12 protein-coding genes are annotated in these 16291 nt (G+C 35.6%); 3 read left to right on the top strand and 9 right to left on the bottom strand.

Going from position 1 to position 16291, the window contains the following annotated elements:
• Positions 1–14: 14 nt before the first annotated feature.
• The 9 genes from FDM27_RS09640 to FDM27_RS09600 all read right to left on the bottom strand — a co-directional run bounded on the left by FDM27_RS09640 (position 15) and on the right by FDM27_RS09600 (position 10347).
• Positions 15–1238 (bottom strand): NAD(P)/FAD-dependent oxidoreductase, encoded by a 1224-nt coding sequence (locus FDM27_RS09640; protein WP_140486090.1) that lies wholly within the window; start codon positions 1236–1238, stop codon positions 15–17.
• A 110-nt stretch (positions 1239–1348) separates the two neighbouring features.
• The gene (locus FDM27_RS09635; protein WP_140486089.1) at positions 1349–2038 is read right to left on the bottom strand and encodes a glycerophosphodiester phosphodiesterase; all 690 of its coding nucleotides are present in this window, start codon (positions 2036–2038) and stop codon (positions 1349–1351) included.
• Between the two features lie 118 nt (positions 2039–2156).
• Positions 2157–3962 carry a glycoside hydrolase family 13 protein gene (locus tag FDM27_RS09630; protein ID WP_140486088.1) on the bottom strand — a complete coding sequence of 602 codons (1806 nt, stop codon included), beginning with the start codon at positions 3960–3962 and terminating at the stop codon, positions 2157–2159.
• A gap of 183 nt (positions 3963–4145) precedes the next feature.
• Positions 4146–6053 carry an acetate--CoA ligase gene (gene acs, locus FDM27_RS09625; protein ID WP_140486087.1) on the bottom strand — a complete coding sequence of 636 codons (1908 nt, stop codon included), beginning with the start codon at positions 6051–6053 and terminating at the stop codon, positions 4146–4148.
• A gap of 24 nt (positions 6054–6077) precedes the next feature.
• Entirely contained in the window at positions 6078–6440 is a 363-nt protein-coding gene (locus tag FDM27_RS09620) for a response regulator transcription factor (protein ID WP_071184003.1), read from the bottom strand.
• The gene (locus FDM27_RS09615) at positions 6437–9139 is read right to left on the bottom strand and encodes an ATP-binding protein (RefSeq protein ID WP_071184002.1); all 2703 of its coding nucleotides are present in this window, start codon (positions 9137–9139) and stop codon (positions 6437–6439) included. The genes FDM27_RS09620 and FDM27_RS09615 overlap by 4 nt, the downstream gene beginning before the upstream one ends.
• Positions 9132–9326, bottom strand: coding sequence for a hypothetical protein (locus FDM27_RS09610; RefSeq protein ID WP_071184001.1), 195 nt, complete (start codon positions 9324–9326; stop codon positions 9132–9134). Before FDM27_RS09610 ends, FDM27_RS09615 begins: the two co-directional genes overlap by 8 nt.
• A 53-nt stretch (positions 9327–9379) precedes the next feature.
• A complete protein-coding gene (locus FDM27_RS09605) occupies positions 9380–9940 on the bottom strand; it encodes an acetate uptake transporter (RefSeq protein WP_071184000.1) in 561 nt (186 codons plus the stop codon).
• 104 nt (positions 9941–10044) lie between these two features.
• Positions 10045–10347 carry a helix-turn-helix domain-containing protein gene (locus FDM27_RS09600; protein ID WP_140486086.1) on the bottom strand — a complete coding sequence of 101 codons (303 nt, stop codon included), beginning with the start codon at positions 10345–10347 and terminating at the stop codon, positions 10045–10047.
• Positions 10348–10805: 458 nt separating this feature from the next.
• Between FDM27_RS09600 and FDM27_RS09595 the strand changes: the two genes are divergently transcribed.
• The 3 genes from FDM27_RS09595 (at position 10806) to FDM27_RS09585 (ending at position 16253) form a co-directional block, all read left to right on the top strand.
• Positions 10806–11414 carry an RNA polymerase sigma factor gene (locus FDM27_RS09595; protein ID WP_255510513.1) on the top strand — a complete coding sequence of 203 codons (609 nt, stop codon included), beginning with the start codon at positions 10806–10808 and terminating at the stop codon, positions 11412–11414.
• Between the two features lie 73 nt (positions 11415–11487).
• Positions 11488–12603 carry a FecR family protein gene (locus tag FDM27_RS09590; RefSeq protein WP_140486085.1) on the top strand — a complete coding sequence of 372 codons (1116 nt, stop codon included), beginning with the start codon at positions 11488–11490 and terminating at the stop codon, positions 12601–12603.
• 152 nt (positions 12604–12755) lie between these two features.
• On the top strand, positions 12756–16253 hold the full coding sequence (locus FDM27_RS09585; protein ID WP_255510512.1) for a TonB-dependent receptor: 3498 nt from the start codon (positions 12756–12758) through the stop codon (positions 16251–16253).
• Positions 16254–16291: the final 38 nt, after the last annotated feature.

The raw sequence follows: 16291 nt of genomic DNA, 5'->3' as shown, positions 1-16291 counted from the left end.
GGGATTAGTTATATTTAAGAAATTCCATTCGCCAAAATAAACCCACTGGTCCAGGCATTCTGGAAATTAAATCCACCTGTAATAGCATCAATATTAACGATTTCACCAGCAAAATAAAGATTTTCATGTAATTTGCTTTCCATGGTTTTGAAATTGATTTCTTTTAAATCAATTCCACCTGCAGTTACAAATTCTTCTTTAAAAGTACTTTTTCCATTGACTTGAAAAGTAGCATTGGTTAATTGTTTGGCCAGATTTTGTAATTGAGTTTTCGATAAATCGGCCCACTTGGTTTCGGTGGAAATACCGGAAGCAAGAACTAAGCTTTCCCATAGTCGATTAGTAATTTCAAAAGGAGATTTTTTTGAAACCGTTTTTTTAGCATGTTCCTGTTTTAGGTCTTTCAGGATTTTTTCAGCTTCGCTGGTTTCAATGTCGTTGAGCCAATTCACAAAAATCGTGAATTGATAATTTTTATCGTGTAAAATGCGTGCACCCCAAGCCGATAATTTTAATATAGCCGGTCCGCTCATACCCCAATGAGTGATTAACAAAGGACCGGTTGAATTAAGTTTAGTGTCTTTTACTTTTACAGAAACCTGTGCCGAAACACCGGGTAATTCCTTAATTCGGGAATCTTTGATATTAAAAGTAAATAGGGAAGGTACAGGACTCACAACGGCATGACCTTTTTGTTGCAGCATTTCCCAAATCTTAGGATTACTGCCTGTTGCCATTACTAATTTTTCGCAAATAAATTGTTGGTTTTGAGTGTCTATTTTCCAGACCGATTCTCCCGAGACTTCGGGACTGAAAATCGATTGTACGCTTTGTCCGGTCAGGACTGTAATTCCTAGTTTTTGGGTTGCCTTCAGAAAACAATCAATAATGGTTTGGGACGAATTAGAAACAGGAAACATTCTGCCGTCCTCTTCGATTTTTAACGCTACTCCATGTTTTTCAAACCATTCTATGGTATCACCAGAACAAAATTGATGAAAAGGACCGCGTAATTCTTTTTCACCACGAGGATAAAATTTTACTAATTCATTAGGTTCAAAACAGGCATGGGTTACATTGCAACGACCACCGCCAGAAATGCGGACTTTTTGCAAAACTTCATTACCGCGCTCCAGAATAGCTACTTTTAATTTTGGTTTTTTTTCGACAATATTTATGGCTGTGAAAAATCCTGCTGCGCCACCGCCAACAATTATGATGTCAAAATTTGAATTCATTTTTAAACCATTAAGGGAGTTAAGAAATATTAAGTTGTTTTGTGTTTTTAAACCATTAAGAGAATTAAGAAATATTGAGTGATTTTTTCTTTTAAAATACTATAATGCTCTTATGGTTTAAAATAAATCCTGTCTGGAAAATCGGAGATGATTCCGTTTACGCTAAAGGATTGCATTTTTTTGATGTCGGCTGTTTCGTTGACTGTCCAGGGATATACTTCAAAGCCGTTTTCCTGTAGTTTTCTTGTGTTTTCAATGTTTAATAATTGAAAATCAGGGTTGATAGCTTTTGCCTGAATTATTTTGGCGAAAGCCAGAGCTTTATCTAAATCCGTTTCGGTAAGTACCGCAATTGGGATTTTGGAATTGACAAAATTAACCTCTTCTAAGGCATCCCAATCGAAGCTGGAAACTAAAAAATCACTGTATTCCCAGTTTTTCTCCCGAATGTTTTTTTCGATTAAATCGACTACTTTGGCAGCGGTTTCAAAAGTTTTCAATTCGACATTGATAAAACAACGACGGCGTACTAAGTCAAAAACTTCTTGGAGAGTTGGAATTTTATGTTGGTTTTCAATACAAAAATCTTGCAATTCGGCTTTGGTAAATTGATTGACTTTGCCTTTTCCATTGGTTGTTCTGTCAATGGTTTCATCGTGAATAACCATGAGTTCGTTATCGACGCTTAAATGCACATCGAGTTCAATAGCATCAACTTGTAAGTCAATTGCTTTTTGAAAACTGGCTAAGGTGTTTTCGGCTTCGTAAGCTTTGGCACCGCGATGACCTATTTTAAGCATAGTATTTTTTTAATTACAAAGTTCGCAAAGTTTTTTCAGTTTTATCACAAATATTCGCAAAGTAACTCGGAGAAACACTAAGTTTTAAAAAAGTATAGCGAGCTTTGCGGTAATGAATTTATTCTAATTCCAAAATCAAAGCCGATTTGCCTTCGATAGGAATTGCTTGAGATAAGTCAAAAAATAAATCAGTTAAGATTTCTTTTCCAGTGATATGATTTTTAATGTTTTCCTCGAATCGTTTGGTCATGATTTCCTGATTTTCGGGATTGTTGTTAATCAATACCATTACCGTTTGATTAGTATTGTATCTAAAATAAACGTACACATTATTTTCTGGTATATAATGTGTTGTTTTTCCAAAATGTACGGCAGCATTCGTTTTTCGCCAATGGAATAATTTGGAAGTGAAATCAAAATAGGCTTTTTGACATTCGGAACGAGTTTCGGGAAGGAAAGCATTGTTTTCATCATTTTCCCAACCGCCGGGAAAATCTTTTCGAATATCGGCATCGCCTAGGTTTTGATCACCGGCCATCCCAATTTCGGAACCATAATACAACTGAGGAATTCCGCGCAAAGTAGCGAGCATACACATTGCCATTTTGTATTTTCGAATGTCGTTATTATAAATGTGATTCAGTCGTCTGGTATCGTGATTTTCACCAAAAATCAATAAATTATTCACATTTGGGAACAAAAAATCTTTCGAAAGGATGTCATAAATTCTGGTGATTCCCTGATCCCAGCTGTCATCATCTTCGTTGAAAACACTTTGTAAAGCATCGGATAAGGCAAAATCCATTACGCTGGGTAAATGTGAATTAAAGTTTTGGATTTTAGCAATGGGACTGTCTTTTTGCCAATAAGAAAGTAAACCCTGATTGCGCATGGTGATTTCGCCTACCAAATTAAAATTGGGGTATTCATCGGAAATGGCTTTAGTCCATTTTGAGATGTATTCGGGTTCTGAATAATTGTAAGTATCGACTCTAAAACCGTCCAAATTAGCGTATTCAATCCACCAAATGGCATTTTGACAAAGATAATTGAAAACTAGGGGATTGGTGATATTCAAGTCGGGCATTGAGGGAACAAACCAGCCGCTCAAACAAATATTACGGTCAATTTTTGACGCATTAATGTCGCTTATCGTACTTCTTTTGTGATTGGTTTCGGTATAATTTTCAAATTGATGAATCCAGTTTTTTGCAGGCGAATCTTTGAGCATCCAGTGGGCTAATCCCCAATGATTTGTTACATAATCCATAACTAGTTTCATGTTTCTGTTATGGATTTCTTTGGCTAAACGCACATAGTCTTCGTTAGTACCAAAACGAGGATCAATTTTGTAAACATCTGATTGGGCATAGCCATGATAAGAGTATTCAGCTTCATTGTCTTCACAAAGTGGCGTACACCAAATAGTGGTAATTCCCAGTGATTGTATGTAATCCAGATTTTGAATTATCCCTTCGATATCGCCGCCATGTCGTCCTCCCGGCAATTCCCTATTGTATTTTTCGGTAGTCTTAGTGTCGTTTTGATTGTTCTTGTTTCCGTTAGCAAAACGATCGGGCATTAAAAGATAAATACTGTCTGAGGAATCAAAACTTTTACGAGTAGCGGAGTTTTTCGTTCGTTTTCTTAATTCATATTTTTGAATAAAACCCGATTTGTCTTTACGTTTGAAGACAAAATCAATTTCGGTAGTGTTTATCTTTTGCGTGTTGATGGTTACAAAAATAAAATTGGGATTTTCAGTGCGTTTTACATTGGTAATAGCATTGCTGTTTTCAATTGTAATTTGGCATTGACTGATATTGGTTCCGTAAAAAAGAATTTGAAGTTCAGGATTGTGCATTCCGGAAAACCAAAATGGTGGTTCGATTCTTTGTATTTGTTTGTTTAACGCAGTACTCATAAAATAGAGAAATTAAAGCATAGCGGTAAAAAACAAAAACGTTATGCTTACTCTTAGTTAACGAATGTAGTAAAAATATAGCGTTTTGATATGAATTTAAATTGAATAATTACTTTTAGAAAAACCAAAAGCTACCCGGTTTATTGAGTAGCTTTTGGTTTTATATAAAAATAAGGTTGAAACTTATAGTTTTCCATTTTTGATTTCTTCCACAATTTCCGGATTTAATAAAGTTGTGGTGTCTCCAAAGTTTGAAAAATCCCCTTCGGCAATCTTACGAAGAATGCGTCGCATGATTTTCCCGGATCGGGTTTTTGGCAATCCGGAAACAAATTGAATTTTGTCTAATTTCGCTATAGGACCAATATGATCTGCGATATGTTGGTTGATTTCTTTAGCCAAATTAGCTTTGTCGCGTTTTTCTCCTGTTTCTTTTAGAATTACAAAACCGTACAAAGCATTTCCTTTGATGTCATGAGGGAAACCTACAATAGCACTTTCGGCAACTGCCGGATGTTCGTTGATGGCATCTTCAATAGGAGCAGTTCCTAAATTGTGTCCTGAAACAATAATTACATCATCCACACGACCTGTGATTCTGTAATAGCCCACTTCATCACGTAAAGCACCGTCACCACTGAAATATTTTCCCGGGAAAGTAGAGAAATACGTTTCTTTATAACGTTTGTGATCACCCCAAATGGTTCTTGCAATTCCAGGCCAAGGGTACTTAATACACAAACTTCCTACTACCTGATTGTCTTCAATCTCGTTGCGTTTTTCGTCCATCAAAACAGCCTGGATTCCCGGAAGAGGGAGAGTGGCATACGTTGGTTTTGTTGGTGTAATGAAAGGAATTGGTGAAATCAAAATTCCTCCGGTTTCAGTTTGCCACCAGGTATCCACAACAGGACAACGTTTTCCGCCCACGTGGTCATTGTACCAGTGCCAAGCCTCTTCGTTGATAGGTTCTCCAACTGAACCAATTACTTTTAACGAACTCAAAGGATATTTTTGTACATAATCTAAACTTTCTTTGGCCAAAGCTCTGATGGCTGTTGGTGCCGTATAGAATTGGTTTACTTTATGTTTTTCGATTACTTCCCAAAAACGACTGAAATCAGGGTAAGAAGGAACGCCTTCAAAAATAACAGTGGTAGCTCCGTTTAATAGCGGACCGTATAAAATATAAGAATGTCCGGTAATCCAGCCAATGTCGGCAGTACACCAGAAAACATCATTCTCTTCGTAGTTAAAAACATTTTGGAAAGTATAAGCAGTATAGACCATATAACCTGCTGTTGTATGTACCATTCCTTTTGGTTTTCCGGTAGAACCCGAAGTATAAAGGATAAACAACGGATCTTCGGCATCCATGATTTCGGCAGCATTATTGTCTGATGCTTTTTCTACAAGAGGAGCTAACCATAAGTCACGTCCTTCTTTCATTTGGATATCCGTATTGGTTCTTTGAGCAACTAAAACCGTTTCTACCGATGGACAGTTCACTAATGCTTCGTCAACAATTCCTTTTAGGTCAATGGTTTTATTTCCACGATAACCACCGTCAGAAGTAATCACCATTTTACATTCGCTATCGTTAATTCGGGCAGCAACAGCCGATGCTGAAAATCCGGCAAAAACTACTGAGTGAATGGCTCCAATACGGGCGCAAGCTAATGTAGTAATGGCTAACTCAGGAATCATTGGTAAATAAATGCAAACACGATCTCCTTTTTGAATTCCCTGACTCAATAAAACATTCGCCATTTTGCTTACACGTTGGTGCAATTCATTATAAGTAAATGATTGTGTCGCTTCGTCAGGATTATTAGGTTCAAAAATGATAGCTGTTTTGTCTCCTTTTTTAGCTAAATGGCGATCGATACAGTTTTTGGTGATATTTACCTTAGCATCTACAAACCATTTTATTTCGGCTTCTGCCATGTTGAAATCAACTACTTTGTCCCATTCCTGGTACCAGGTAAAGTTTTCAGAGGCAATTTTGTCCCAAAATTTCTTCGGGTCTTTGATTGATTTTTTGTACTCTTTAAAGTATTCTTCGAAATTACTAATCTTGTAACGACTCATGATTTTTGTTTGTATTTAGTTTTGTTAGTTTATTAATTCCTGGGCTTGTTCAACGAGTTTTTTCAGAGAAAAAGGTTTGGTTACGTATAAATTAGCTCCTAATGCGAGTCCTTTTTCAATGTCTTTTTCTTTGTTTTTTGCCGAAATAAAAATCACTTTGCAATGATCCAATCGGGCATCTTGTTTGATTTGTTCCAATGTACTGTAACCGTCAACCATAGGCATCATCACGTCGAGAATAATGATGTCCGGCAATTGGTTCTTTAAAATATCCAATGCCTCTTGTCCGTCGCGGGCTATGAATACCTCAAAATTATTTTTTTTAAAAGTGTATTCCAGTGACATTACAATATTAGGTTCGTCATCTACAATTAATATTTTCTTCATTTTTCAGTAGTATTGTAATTGGGTAATGTAAAAATAATGCTTGTTCCTTTTCCGGTTGAGCTCTCCACCCATATTTTTCCTTTATGATGTTCAATAATTTTTTTGCAAATAGCTAATCCTAAACCGCTTCCTATGGGTTTTTTTAGGTTTTGATTTCTGGATTGATAAAATTTATCAAAAATGGCTTCAAAATCTTCGGGTTTTATTTCTTTTCCATTGTTGTGGATACTAACGGATACAAAATCAGGATTTTCGATTAGTTTAATGGTGATTTTCCCGGCTATGCTTTCGCAGAATTTAATCGCATTCGAAAATAGATTATGCAATACCTGAATGATGCGCTCTTCGTCATAAAAGGCTTTTACTTCCCGGGATTGGTCTTTAAAGTCAACATATATATTTTTGTTGGCTATTAATTGTTGTAGCGATTCAAGGGTGTTGTTGATGGTTTGGCAGATATTGTTTTTAGAAAGATAAATTTTTTGTTTCCCGGTTTCAAATTTTTCTAAATCCAAAATTTTGTCAATCAAACGATTGAGTCTGTCGGATTCGGAGATGATATTTTGCAGAAATTTTTGGCGTACTTCAGCAGGAATATTTTCGTCGTCATGCAGGATTTCGGTAGCGGCACGTATTGCTGTTATGGGCGTTCTTAATTCGTGGGTTACCGTGTCCAGAAATTCATCTTTTTGAATGTCTTTGTTAATGAGTTCTTTATTGGCAATTTGAAGTTGCTCTGATAATATTTTTAGCTCATTCGAACTCTCGGTTAGTTTTTTGTTGATGATGATGTTTTCTTTGGATTCTTCCAGAATTCGCAAAACCTCAGGCAGACTTATTTTGTCTTCTTTGGCTACACTGGAAATGACTATTTTGGCGGAAGCCGTACCTATATGACCTGTGAGTAAATTTTCGGCAAATTTGATAAAACGTGCATCGGCAATCTTATTGTCTTTGTCAATATTGTATTTCAGGTTAAAAATAGTCATGGCGCGTTGGGTTCTTTCGATACCTAAAAAACGCTCTAATATTTTTTGAACATCCGAAATATTGGCTGTTCCTTTCCATACATAAGCATTCTCGTGATTGGTGATGTATCGGTCAATATCAACAAACATTTCAGCATAATTGCGTTCGCGATAATTACCGCTAAAACTTACCGAAACCGCCATATAGCTTAGAAAATTGACTAATAAACTCCAGAAAACTGCCTGTGGAATGGGTTCTAAATAATCCAGACCAAAAAGCTGAAAAGGTTTTAATAATGCGATTCCCCAAGGGCCTTTCTGTACAAAGGTGCTCGCTGAGTTTGTTGTTCCAAGTGCGTATGGAATTAATAAGGTGTAAAAACAAACTAAAAAGCCAAGGATAATGCCGGTTATAGCCCCTTTTTTAGAGCCTCTTCTCCAAAATAAACCTCCGAAAAATGCAGGAGCTAATTGGGCAATGATAACAAAAGAAACTAATCCGATGGAAACTAAAGTGTAATCTAAAATGAAAACACGATAGATAATATAGCCTAGAATGATGAGCGAAAAGATTCCGATTTTTCGACTAAGAACGATTCTTTTGGTGTTTTTTTCTTGAGAAACATTTTCTAATGAACCAATAAAACCATAAGGGATTAAAAGGTTGTTACTAAGCATAGTAGCAAGTGTAATCGAAGAAACAATAATCATCGAAATGGCTGCTGAAAATCCTCCCAGAAATACTAAAACGGTTAAGAAATTATTATTGAAATATTGCGGAATTAGTAATGAATAAGTATCGGAATTCAAACCCTGAGTTCCAAAAAGAATGTTGCCTCCCCAGGCTATTGGAAATACAAAAACATTAAAAAGTAATAAGTAAAGCGGAAGCAACCAAATGGCAGTTCGAATGTGTTTTTCCTGGTTGTTTTCGACAATTGCGGTGTGAAATTGTCTTGGTAAAATAAAAATGGCAAACATAGAAATCAGACACAGGAAAAACCAGTTGAGTCCGTTAGTCAAATTGCCGATGGTGTTTTTTTTGTCAAAGTTTTCTAAGACGGATGCTTTGGTATAAATATCGTCAAAACCATCGAAAACAAAATAAGTTACATAGATGCCGATAATCAAAAAGAAGACTAATTTTAAAATCGATTCAATGGCTATGGCGGTTACAATTCCGCGTCTTTTTTCGGAAGCATCAACGTATTTGTTACCGTAATAAGAAGCAAATAGTGCTAAGGCAATGCAAATATAAGTAGTGTTGTCTGTAAAAATATTGGAACTCGCCTGTGTCTTGGTAACAACGTGAAAAGTATCGGATATGGCTTTTAGCTGTAAGGCAATGTAGGGTACAATTCCGAAAATAGAAATTAAAGTAACTAAGGCTCCCAGTGATCGACTGTTGCCGTAACGCAACGAAATAAAATCGGCAATACTGGTTATTTTGTTGACTCTCGAAATTCGGATAATTCTTTTAAGGATGATAATCCAGGTGGGAATAATGATTATTGGGCCTAAATAAATGGGTAAATAATCCAAACCGGTTTGTGCTGCTAAACCAATACTACCGTAATAGGTCCAGGCAGTACAATAAACCGCCAGTGAAAATGAATAAACATAAGGGTTGTTAGTCCATTTAGAATGGCTTCTTTTTTCAGACCAATGTGCAATGTAAAAAAGCATTACTACATAGATGGCTAAGATTAACAACAGCCCCAGACTACTCATAATATTTTTTTACAATTAGGTAGGTGGTGCCAATTGAAAATAAGCAGGCCGAAAAGATGTAGATATAAGTAATAGGGAAACCAAATAAGGGTTTCGAACTATCAAATAATAGAATAAGCGGAATGTTCAATGCTAAAATCATCAGCATTGAAAGGATAATTAATTTTTGTTCATGTCTTTTTTTCATTGAACTAAAAAATACAATAGCCTTAAATGAATAAGGCTATTGCATGTTATTTTTTATAAAGGTAAAAGCTGTTTACCTAATTTTTCATTAATTACAATTGCGGCTGCTTCGTAAAAAGCAAAAAATCCGCATAAAATTCCTTCGTAACCTGCAATGGTATGAATTTGTTCACTTCCTGTAAAACTAGCTGCTGCTAATAGCGCAAATAAAATTACCAGTGAGCCAAAAATCAATTTTCCAACGGTATTACCATTTAGAGTTCCTATAAAAAAAGCGAATGTAAATAATCCCCACATCCCTAAGTAGCATCCCATTGAAGCGCCATCAGGTTTGTTGACACCTATTAAAGGCAGCAGCCATAAAGCAACCAATGATAACCAAAAGAAACCATAAGAAGTAAAGGCTGCCATGGCAAAACCGTTTCCTTTTTTCCATTCCATAATTCCGGCAATAACCTGTTGTGTTCCGCCAAAAAATATTCCCATTCCCATAATCATCGCATTGAGATCAAAGAATCCTGCATTGTGGATGTTTAATAAAATAGTTGTCATTCCGAAGCCGAAGAGTCCCAGTGGAGCTGGATTGGCAGTAGTGTCTTTTAGTACTTGTTCCATAATTGGTTTAAAATTTTAAGGTTGTTTTGGGTTAAATAGGATAGCAAATTCAGTTTTTTTGTTTGTATAAAAAAATAATATATATATAATTGTAAAGAGTATAGTTATTTTTTAAATCGTTCCCATTTGATAAGCATGAATTTATCACCCAGTTCGGTGATAATCATTCCTGCACCTGAGATGGTTTCTTTGTTTTTTATATATTCTACTAGTTCTAAGTGGTTTAGTATTTTGTATGTGGGATGGTAGTTAGTGTTTACCGGTTTTTTTATATTGAAAGATTTTATCCAATTGCTTATGCTTACATGCGAAACGCCAATAATGCGTTCGATTTCTCTGTAACTCAATCCTTCGAGATAAAGTTGTAAGGCTTTGGTAACATAGTAATCGTCTATTTTTTTTCCCAATTTGCTCACAGTGAAAAAATAGTTGCATTTTTTGCATAAATACCTTTGCTTTTGGTTAATAACACCACTTTTTACTATTTTATTTTCCTGGCATTTTGGGCAACTGATATCTTCCATGTATATAAAATTTGCATAAATATACTAAATTAGCAAATATGTTTCAATAAAACGTTATTTGTTATTTTATACTAATGAATTTTGCAAAAAAATGAGCGTCTTACTGTGATTGGGAATAAGGGTTTTAGGTTTTTTTTGTGTGAAATTAAAAAAAAGTTATAATTTAATGAGTATATAATAAAAAAGATGTCCTTTATATAGGAAAGAACTTTTTTGAATGTGATTTTGGTTAGTCATATAGTTGGTAAAAAGAGTTGCTGTTTTATTGGTAACTCTTTTTAAGATAATAAATAAGTTTTCAGGAATAACAAAATAGTAATTTAAGTAATAAACTTTTGAATTTGAAAAAGCAAATTTTACATAACACAGTTCTTGATGATAACGAACTATGGTTGGAGATGAAAGCCGGGGATGAGAAAGCTTTTTCGACACTTTTTAAGAGGTACTATAGTTATTTGATTCAGTACGGGAATTCATTCTCGTCCTTTTCTGAAAAAATTCAGGATTGTGTTCAGGATGTTTTTACTGATATCTGGGTATATAGAAATAGTTTGAGTGATACAGTAGTGGTAAAAGCCTACTTGCTGTCGAGTGTTCGTAAACGTATTGTGCGTTTACAGCAGCGTGATAAAATTTTCAGCAAAACAACATCGGTGGATGCAGTTGCTTTTTTACTGGATTTTTCGGTAGAGCATCAGTTGATTTCGGATGAATTGACTGCCGGGAAAGTGGCGTATTTGAATAAGTTATTAAATGTTTTACCGGCCAGACAAAAAGAGGCCTTGTATTTAAGGTATCATCATGGTTTGAATGTGGAAGAAGTTGCCGGGATTTTGAATGTTAATTACCAGTCGGCTAATAATTTACTGCATCGTGCCTTGGTAAATATTCGTAAGGAGTGGAAGGGGAATTTAATTTTGATATTAGTTTTTTGGGCTAATTGGATATAAATTAAAGTTAGAAGTTAGTGAGTATGAAAGTTGGATGCTGTCCTTATTAAGACAGAATAATATAGTTTTTTAAATGAAGAATCGTAATCAATATAGTGAAATAGAAGATTTTTTGGCAGATGAGTCATTCCGATTGTGGATGCGGTCAAAAGAAGATTCGAACGGTTGGGAAGAATGGACTTTGGAAAATCCTAAGCGGGCAAAACTGGTAGAAGAAGCCCGTTTGTGGTTGTTAGCTATGGAAGTTCCGGAGGATAATGTGTCGCAGGAACAGCTAGATGCTGCTTTGCAAAATACCTGGATGAAAATTGAAAAAGCAGAACAGGAAAGTAAAATGGAACTCAAGCTAATCCAGTTGTGGAATACTTCATGGTTTAGAAAAATTGCTGCCATTCTGGTAGTTGGTTTGCTGTCGTTTTATGCTTATGATAATTATTTCAGTACTGAAAGATATGCTGCTAATTACGAACAAATAGTAAGTAATCTGGATGAAGACGGCTTGATTGAGCAAATTAATAATTCAAATAAACCTCAAATTTTGACCTTGTCTGACGGGAGTTCAGTATTGTTGCAACCAAAGAGTAAGTTAAGTTATCCAAAGCTATTTGAAGGCAATGAGCGAAATGTATATTTATCAGGAGAAGCTTTTTTTGAAATTAGCAAAAATCCCAAAAAACCATTTTTTGTTCATGCCAATGAGATTGTTACCAAAGTTGTAGGAACCAGTTTTAGAATCAAAGCTTATGCTGACCAATCGGATGTGGAGGTTGTAGTACGAACAGGAAAGGTAAAAGTAAATGCTGAGAAATTAATTCGAAATTCATCTCAGGAAGAAATTGTGCTGTTGCCTAATGAGGCATTACGATTTGAGAGAAAAAACAAAACTTTTGATAAAATTACTGATATCACTTTGGATAAATCCATCAGTAGTTCGGTAAAAAGTATAGAACAATTGAGTTTCGAGTTTAGTGATATTCCTGTAGCTCAAATTTTTAAAACGATAGAGCAGGCTTATTCTGTGGAGATTGATTACCCAAAACAGCAATTAGAAAAATGCCATTTAACGACTTCTTTGAGTGATCAGCCATTGCCTGAAAAACTAAAGATTATATGCAAGAGTATTGGTGAGAATTCCAGTTATACCATGAACGGAAATCAAATAACTATTGTTTCTAAAGGATGTAATTAGATGAAAAAAACAGCGAAATAAAATATAAAAAACAGCGTCGATATGCTGCAACATAATCGACGCCTAAAGCTTCACCCTCACTCTGCAAAGTGGGGTTGAAATGTTTCTTAGAATACCCACAAATAGTATTAATTAATAAACAAACCAAAATTATGAAAAAAACCGTAGTAAAACAACGATTACTAATCCGACTCATGAAGATGACTTTATACCAATTTGTATTAGCGCTGGTTTTCTCAACTGTGACTATGGCAAATAGCCTGGGACAAGGAAAATTAGATACCAAAGTAACTATTTCTATATCTGATATGAACTTAAATAAAGCATTATCTGAATTAGGAAAATCAGCCGATGTTAAGTTTTCTTATAATTCCAGAATGGTTGCTTTTGATCAAAAAGTGAGTGTTGAAGCGACTAATGAAGTCTTATCAACAGTGCTTTCAAGAGTGCTAAAGCCGCTTAACATTACTTACACTCTTGTTAGTAATCAAATTGTTTTGCAAAAAGCAAAATCAAACGAAGCACCTGGTGTTTCTGCAGTTGAGCAACAACAAAAAGTACTTACAGGGGTAGTTGTAGATGCCAATGGACTTTCGTTGCCGGGTGCAAGTGTTCTTGTAAAAGGAACCACTAACAGTACTTCAACTGATATGGATGGAAAGTTTTCTATTCGTGTGGATGATGCAGCTAAAATATTAGTGATTTCTTTTATTGGTTTTGATACCGTTGAAATTCCGGTAGTAAATAAAACCGATTTTAAAATTACTTTGAAAGAATCATCACAGAGTTTAGAAGAAGTTGTTGTTATTGGGTATGGTACCGTTAAAAAATCAGATTTAACGGGAGCTGTTACTAGAGTTAGTGCAGAAGAATTAAATGATCGACCAGTAAGCAATGCTATGGAGGCTTTACAAGGGAAGGCAGCCGGTGTGGATATTACTACCAGTGAACGCCCAGGGACACTTGGAACGGTTCGTATTCGTGGACGACGTTCATTAGATGCTACCAGCGATCCTCTTTATGTAGTTGATGGAGTACCATTGTTATCTTCTTCAGCTATTGAAACTTTGAATCCTAGAGATATTGAATCTATTGATGTTCTTAAAGATGCCTCTGCTACGGCTATTTATGGTTCTCGTGGTGCAAACGGAGTTATAATTGTTACAACAAAACAAGGGAAATCCGGAAGATTCAATTTGAATTACTCAGCTACATTAACAACTACTAACATTGTAGATCGTTCCCCATCAATGAGTGCAGCTGATTTTATTCAATTCAAACGTTGGGCGGCATATAACTCAAGTATGCTAGATCCAAACTCATTCCAATATGCACACCCAAATTCTCCTACTTTAGCAAGTGACACACAACTATTTGCTAGTGGTTTAGACGCTAACGCTACACGAGATAATGTATTGAAAGGTTGGGAAAGTGGAACATGGGATCCCTCAAAGGTAACTAACACCAATTGGACTGACTTTGTAACCCGTACAGGTATCATGAATGAACACGTAATCAGTGGTAGTGGTGGATCTGAAAAAGTAAATAGTTACGTTTCTTTTGGTTACTTAAGCAACAAAGGAACACAAAGAGGGCAAGACTACTCTCGTTATACTACAAAATTGACAACCAACATTACACCTGTAGATTGGTTTAAATTGAATGCTTCATTGAATATTTCATGGAGCGAACAAGATTTCGGTATGTCCACTTTAGGAGGACGTAGTGGATCTGTACCTAATGCAATTTACGGAGCAGCTAAATCTATTTTTAATATGGCTGTTCCTTATGATGCGGATGGCAACTTAATAATTAATCCAGGTGGAGAAAATGGAATCTATACCATAATGGACGAATGGAAAAAAAGCACTCAATTGTCACAAACTATGCGTGCTTTAGGTAATATTTCTGCCACTATTGAAATAGGAAAAATTTGGGAACCTCTAAAAGGATTGAGTTACAAATTTAATTTTGGCCCCGATTTTCGTCATTGGAGAGAAGGGGTTTATATTGACGGTACTTCTTCACACAGAATTAATTCAAATGGTACTCCTGGAAGAAACTTTGCCCGATTGAGAAACGAACGTGATTTCTCTTGGACTTTGGATAACATGATTGTCTATGATCGCACTTTTAGTAAACACAAGGTGGGAGCTACTATAGTACAAAGTGCATCTTCTTGGGATGAAGAATTCTCTTCTTTAGCAGCAAGTAACATTGCTAAACCTTCTTTCTTATGGAATGCTTTAGGCGATATCGATTTAACAAATGCTAATAATGGTGCAAGCATGAGTTCTGGTATTATACAACGTCAAATTTATTCGTATTTAGGTCGTTTTAATTATGGATTTGATGACCGTTATTTATTAACCGTTTCAGGACGTTATGATGCGGTATCTCAATTGTCTGAGGGATACAAATGGGATTTCTTCCCTTCAGCAGCCTTAGCCTGGCGTTTGGATCAAGAGGAATTTATTAAAAACACTGACTGGATTAACAACCTTAAACTTCGTTTGGGATTTGGTACTGTTGGGAACTCTGCTATAGACCCTTATGACACTAAAGGAAATATCAGAAACTTAAATCTCCCATTCAATGGAATAAGTAATCAAGTAGGTTATACTACCAATGAACCTTATTACACAGGCGATTTAACACCAATGGCAAACCCTGCACTGGGTTGGGAAAAGACGACGCAATACAATCTTGGGGTTGATTTTGGTTTTCTTAAAAATAGAATTAGCGGTAGTATAGAATTTTATAGATCCTTTACAAATGATTTAATATTGAACACAGCTTTACCAACATTGACAGGTTACGACAGAACTATTGCTAACATAGGAAAAACCAGTAATAAAGGAGTTGAAGTTACTTTAAATTTCACTCCTATACAAACAGAAAGTGGATTTACATGGGAAAGTAGTTTAAATGCAGCCTGGCAAAAAGATAAAATTGAAGGATTGGCTTATGGTAAAAACGACATGGTGCAGGATACACGCTTCATCGGCCAACAAATCAGTGTTCGATATGGTTTTGACAACTTAGGTTTATGGCAAGACACCCCTGAAGACCAAGCCGAAATGGCATTATGGAAAGCTAACGGCTATAATTTTACACCAGGTAATGTACGTCCAAAAGATCAAAACGGGGACTACGACATGACTATTGAAGACAGAACAATCATAGGTAATAGTGATCCAAATTGGACTATGGGATGGAGTAATACTTTCAATTACAAAGGCTTTGAGTTATCAGCACTATTGTACGGACGTATGGGTTATACAGCCTCCTTAGGTGGAGAAGCGTTGACAGGAACAAGCAACCAACGCCAAGTAGATTACTGGACTCCTGATAATCCAAATGCTGAATTCCAAAAACCATTGTTAGGACAAGCATCTGCCGGATCAAGAGATCCTTATTCAGGACTTCTTGGGTTTACAAAAGCTTCTTTTGTAAAAATCCGTAATATTTCTCTAGGGTATAATTTCCCTAAAGAATACACTTCAGCAATTGGATTAGCTAATTTAAAAATCTATGCTCAGGCAGTGAATCCTGGTAGTATTTATCAATCAGTTGACTGGTATGATTTTGACACTAATTCAACTATCTTCAATCGTAGTTTTGTTATGGGAATTGAAGTTGGATTTTAGTAAAATACGTTATAACGAATCTAACAAAGTAATAATAT

The sequence above is a fragment of the Flavobacterium sp. GSA192 genome, from assembly GCF_006386525.1.
Taxonomy (GTDB): domain Bacteria; phylum Bacteroidota; class Bacteroidia; order Flavobacteriales; family Flavobacteriaceae; genus Flavobacterium; species Flavobacterium commune.
Note: the sequence above shows the minus strand (reverse complement) of the source record. Positions and strands in the feature narration are given on the sequence as shown.

Coding starts and splice junctions, on each gene's coding strand:
- acs (WP_140486087.1), bottom strand. CDS start 6,053: ATGAGTCGTTACAAGATTAGTAATTTCGAAGAATACTTTAAAGAGTAC.
- FDM27_RS09605 (WP_071184000.1), bottom strand. CDS start 9,940: ATGGAACAAGTACTAAAAGACACTACTGCCAATCCAGCTCCACTGGGA.
- FDM27_RS09615 (WP_071184002.1), bottom strand. CDS start 9,139: ATGAGTAGTCTGGGGCTGTTGTTAATCTTAGCCATCTATGTAGTAATG.
- FDM27_RS09590 (WP_140486085.1), top strand. CDS start 11,488: ATGAAGAATCGTAATCAATATAGTGAAATAGAAGATTTTTTGGCAGAT.
- FDM27_RS09630 (WP_140486088.1), bottom strand. CDS start 3,962: ATGAGTACTGCGTTAAACAAACAAATACAAAGAATCGAACCACCATTT.
- FDM27_RS09635 (WP_140486089.1), bottom strand. CDS start 2,038: ATGCTTAAAATAGGTCATCGCGGTGCCAAAGCTTACGAAGCCGAAAAC.
- FDM27_RS09610 (WP_071184001.1), bottom strand. CDS start 9,326: ATGAAAAAAAGACATGAACAAAAATTAATTATCCTTTCAATGCTGATG.
- FDM27_RS09640 (WP_140486090.1), bottom strand. CDS start 1,238: ATGAATTCAAATTTTGACATCATAATTGTTGGCGGTGGCGCAGCAGGA.
- FDM27_RS09620 (WP_071184003.1), bottom strand. CDS start 6,440: ATGAAGAAAATATTAATTGTAGATGACGAACCTAATATTGTAATGTCA.
- FDM27_RS09585 (WP_255510512.1), top strand. CDS start 12,756: ATGAAAAAAACCGTAGTAAAACAACGATTACTAATCCGACTCATGAAG.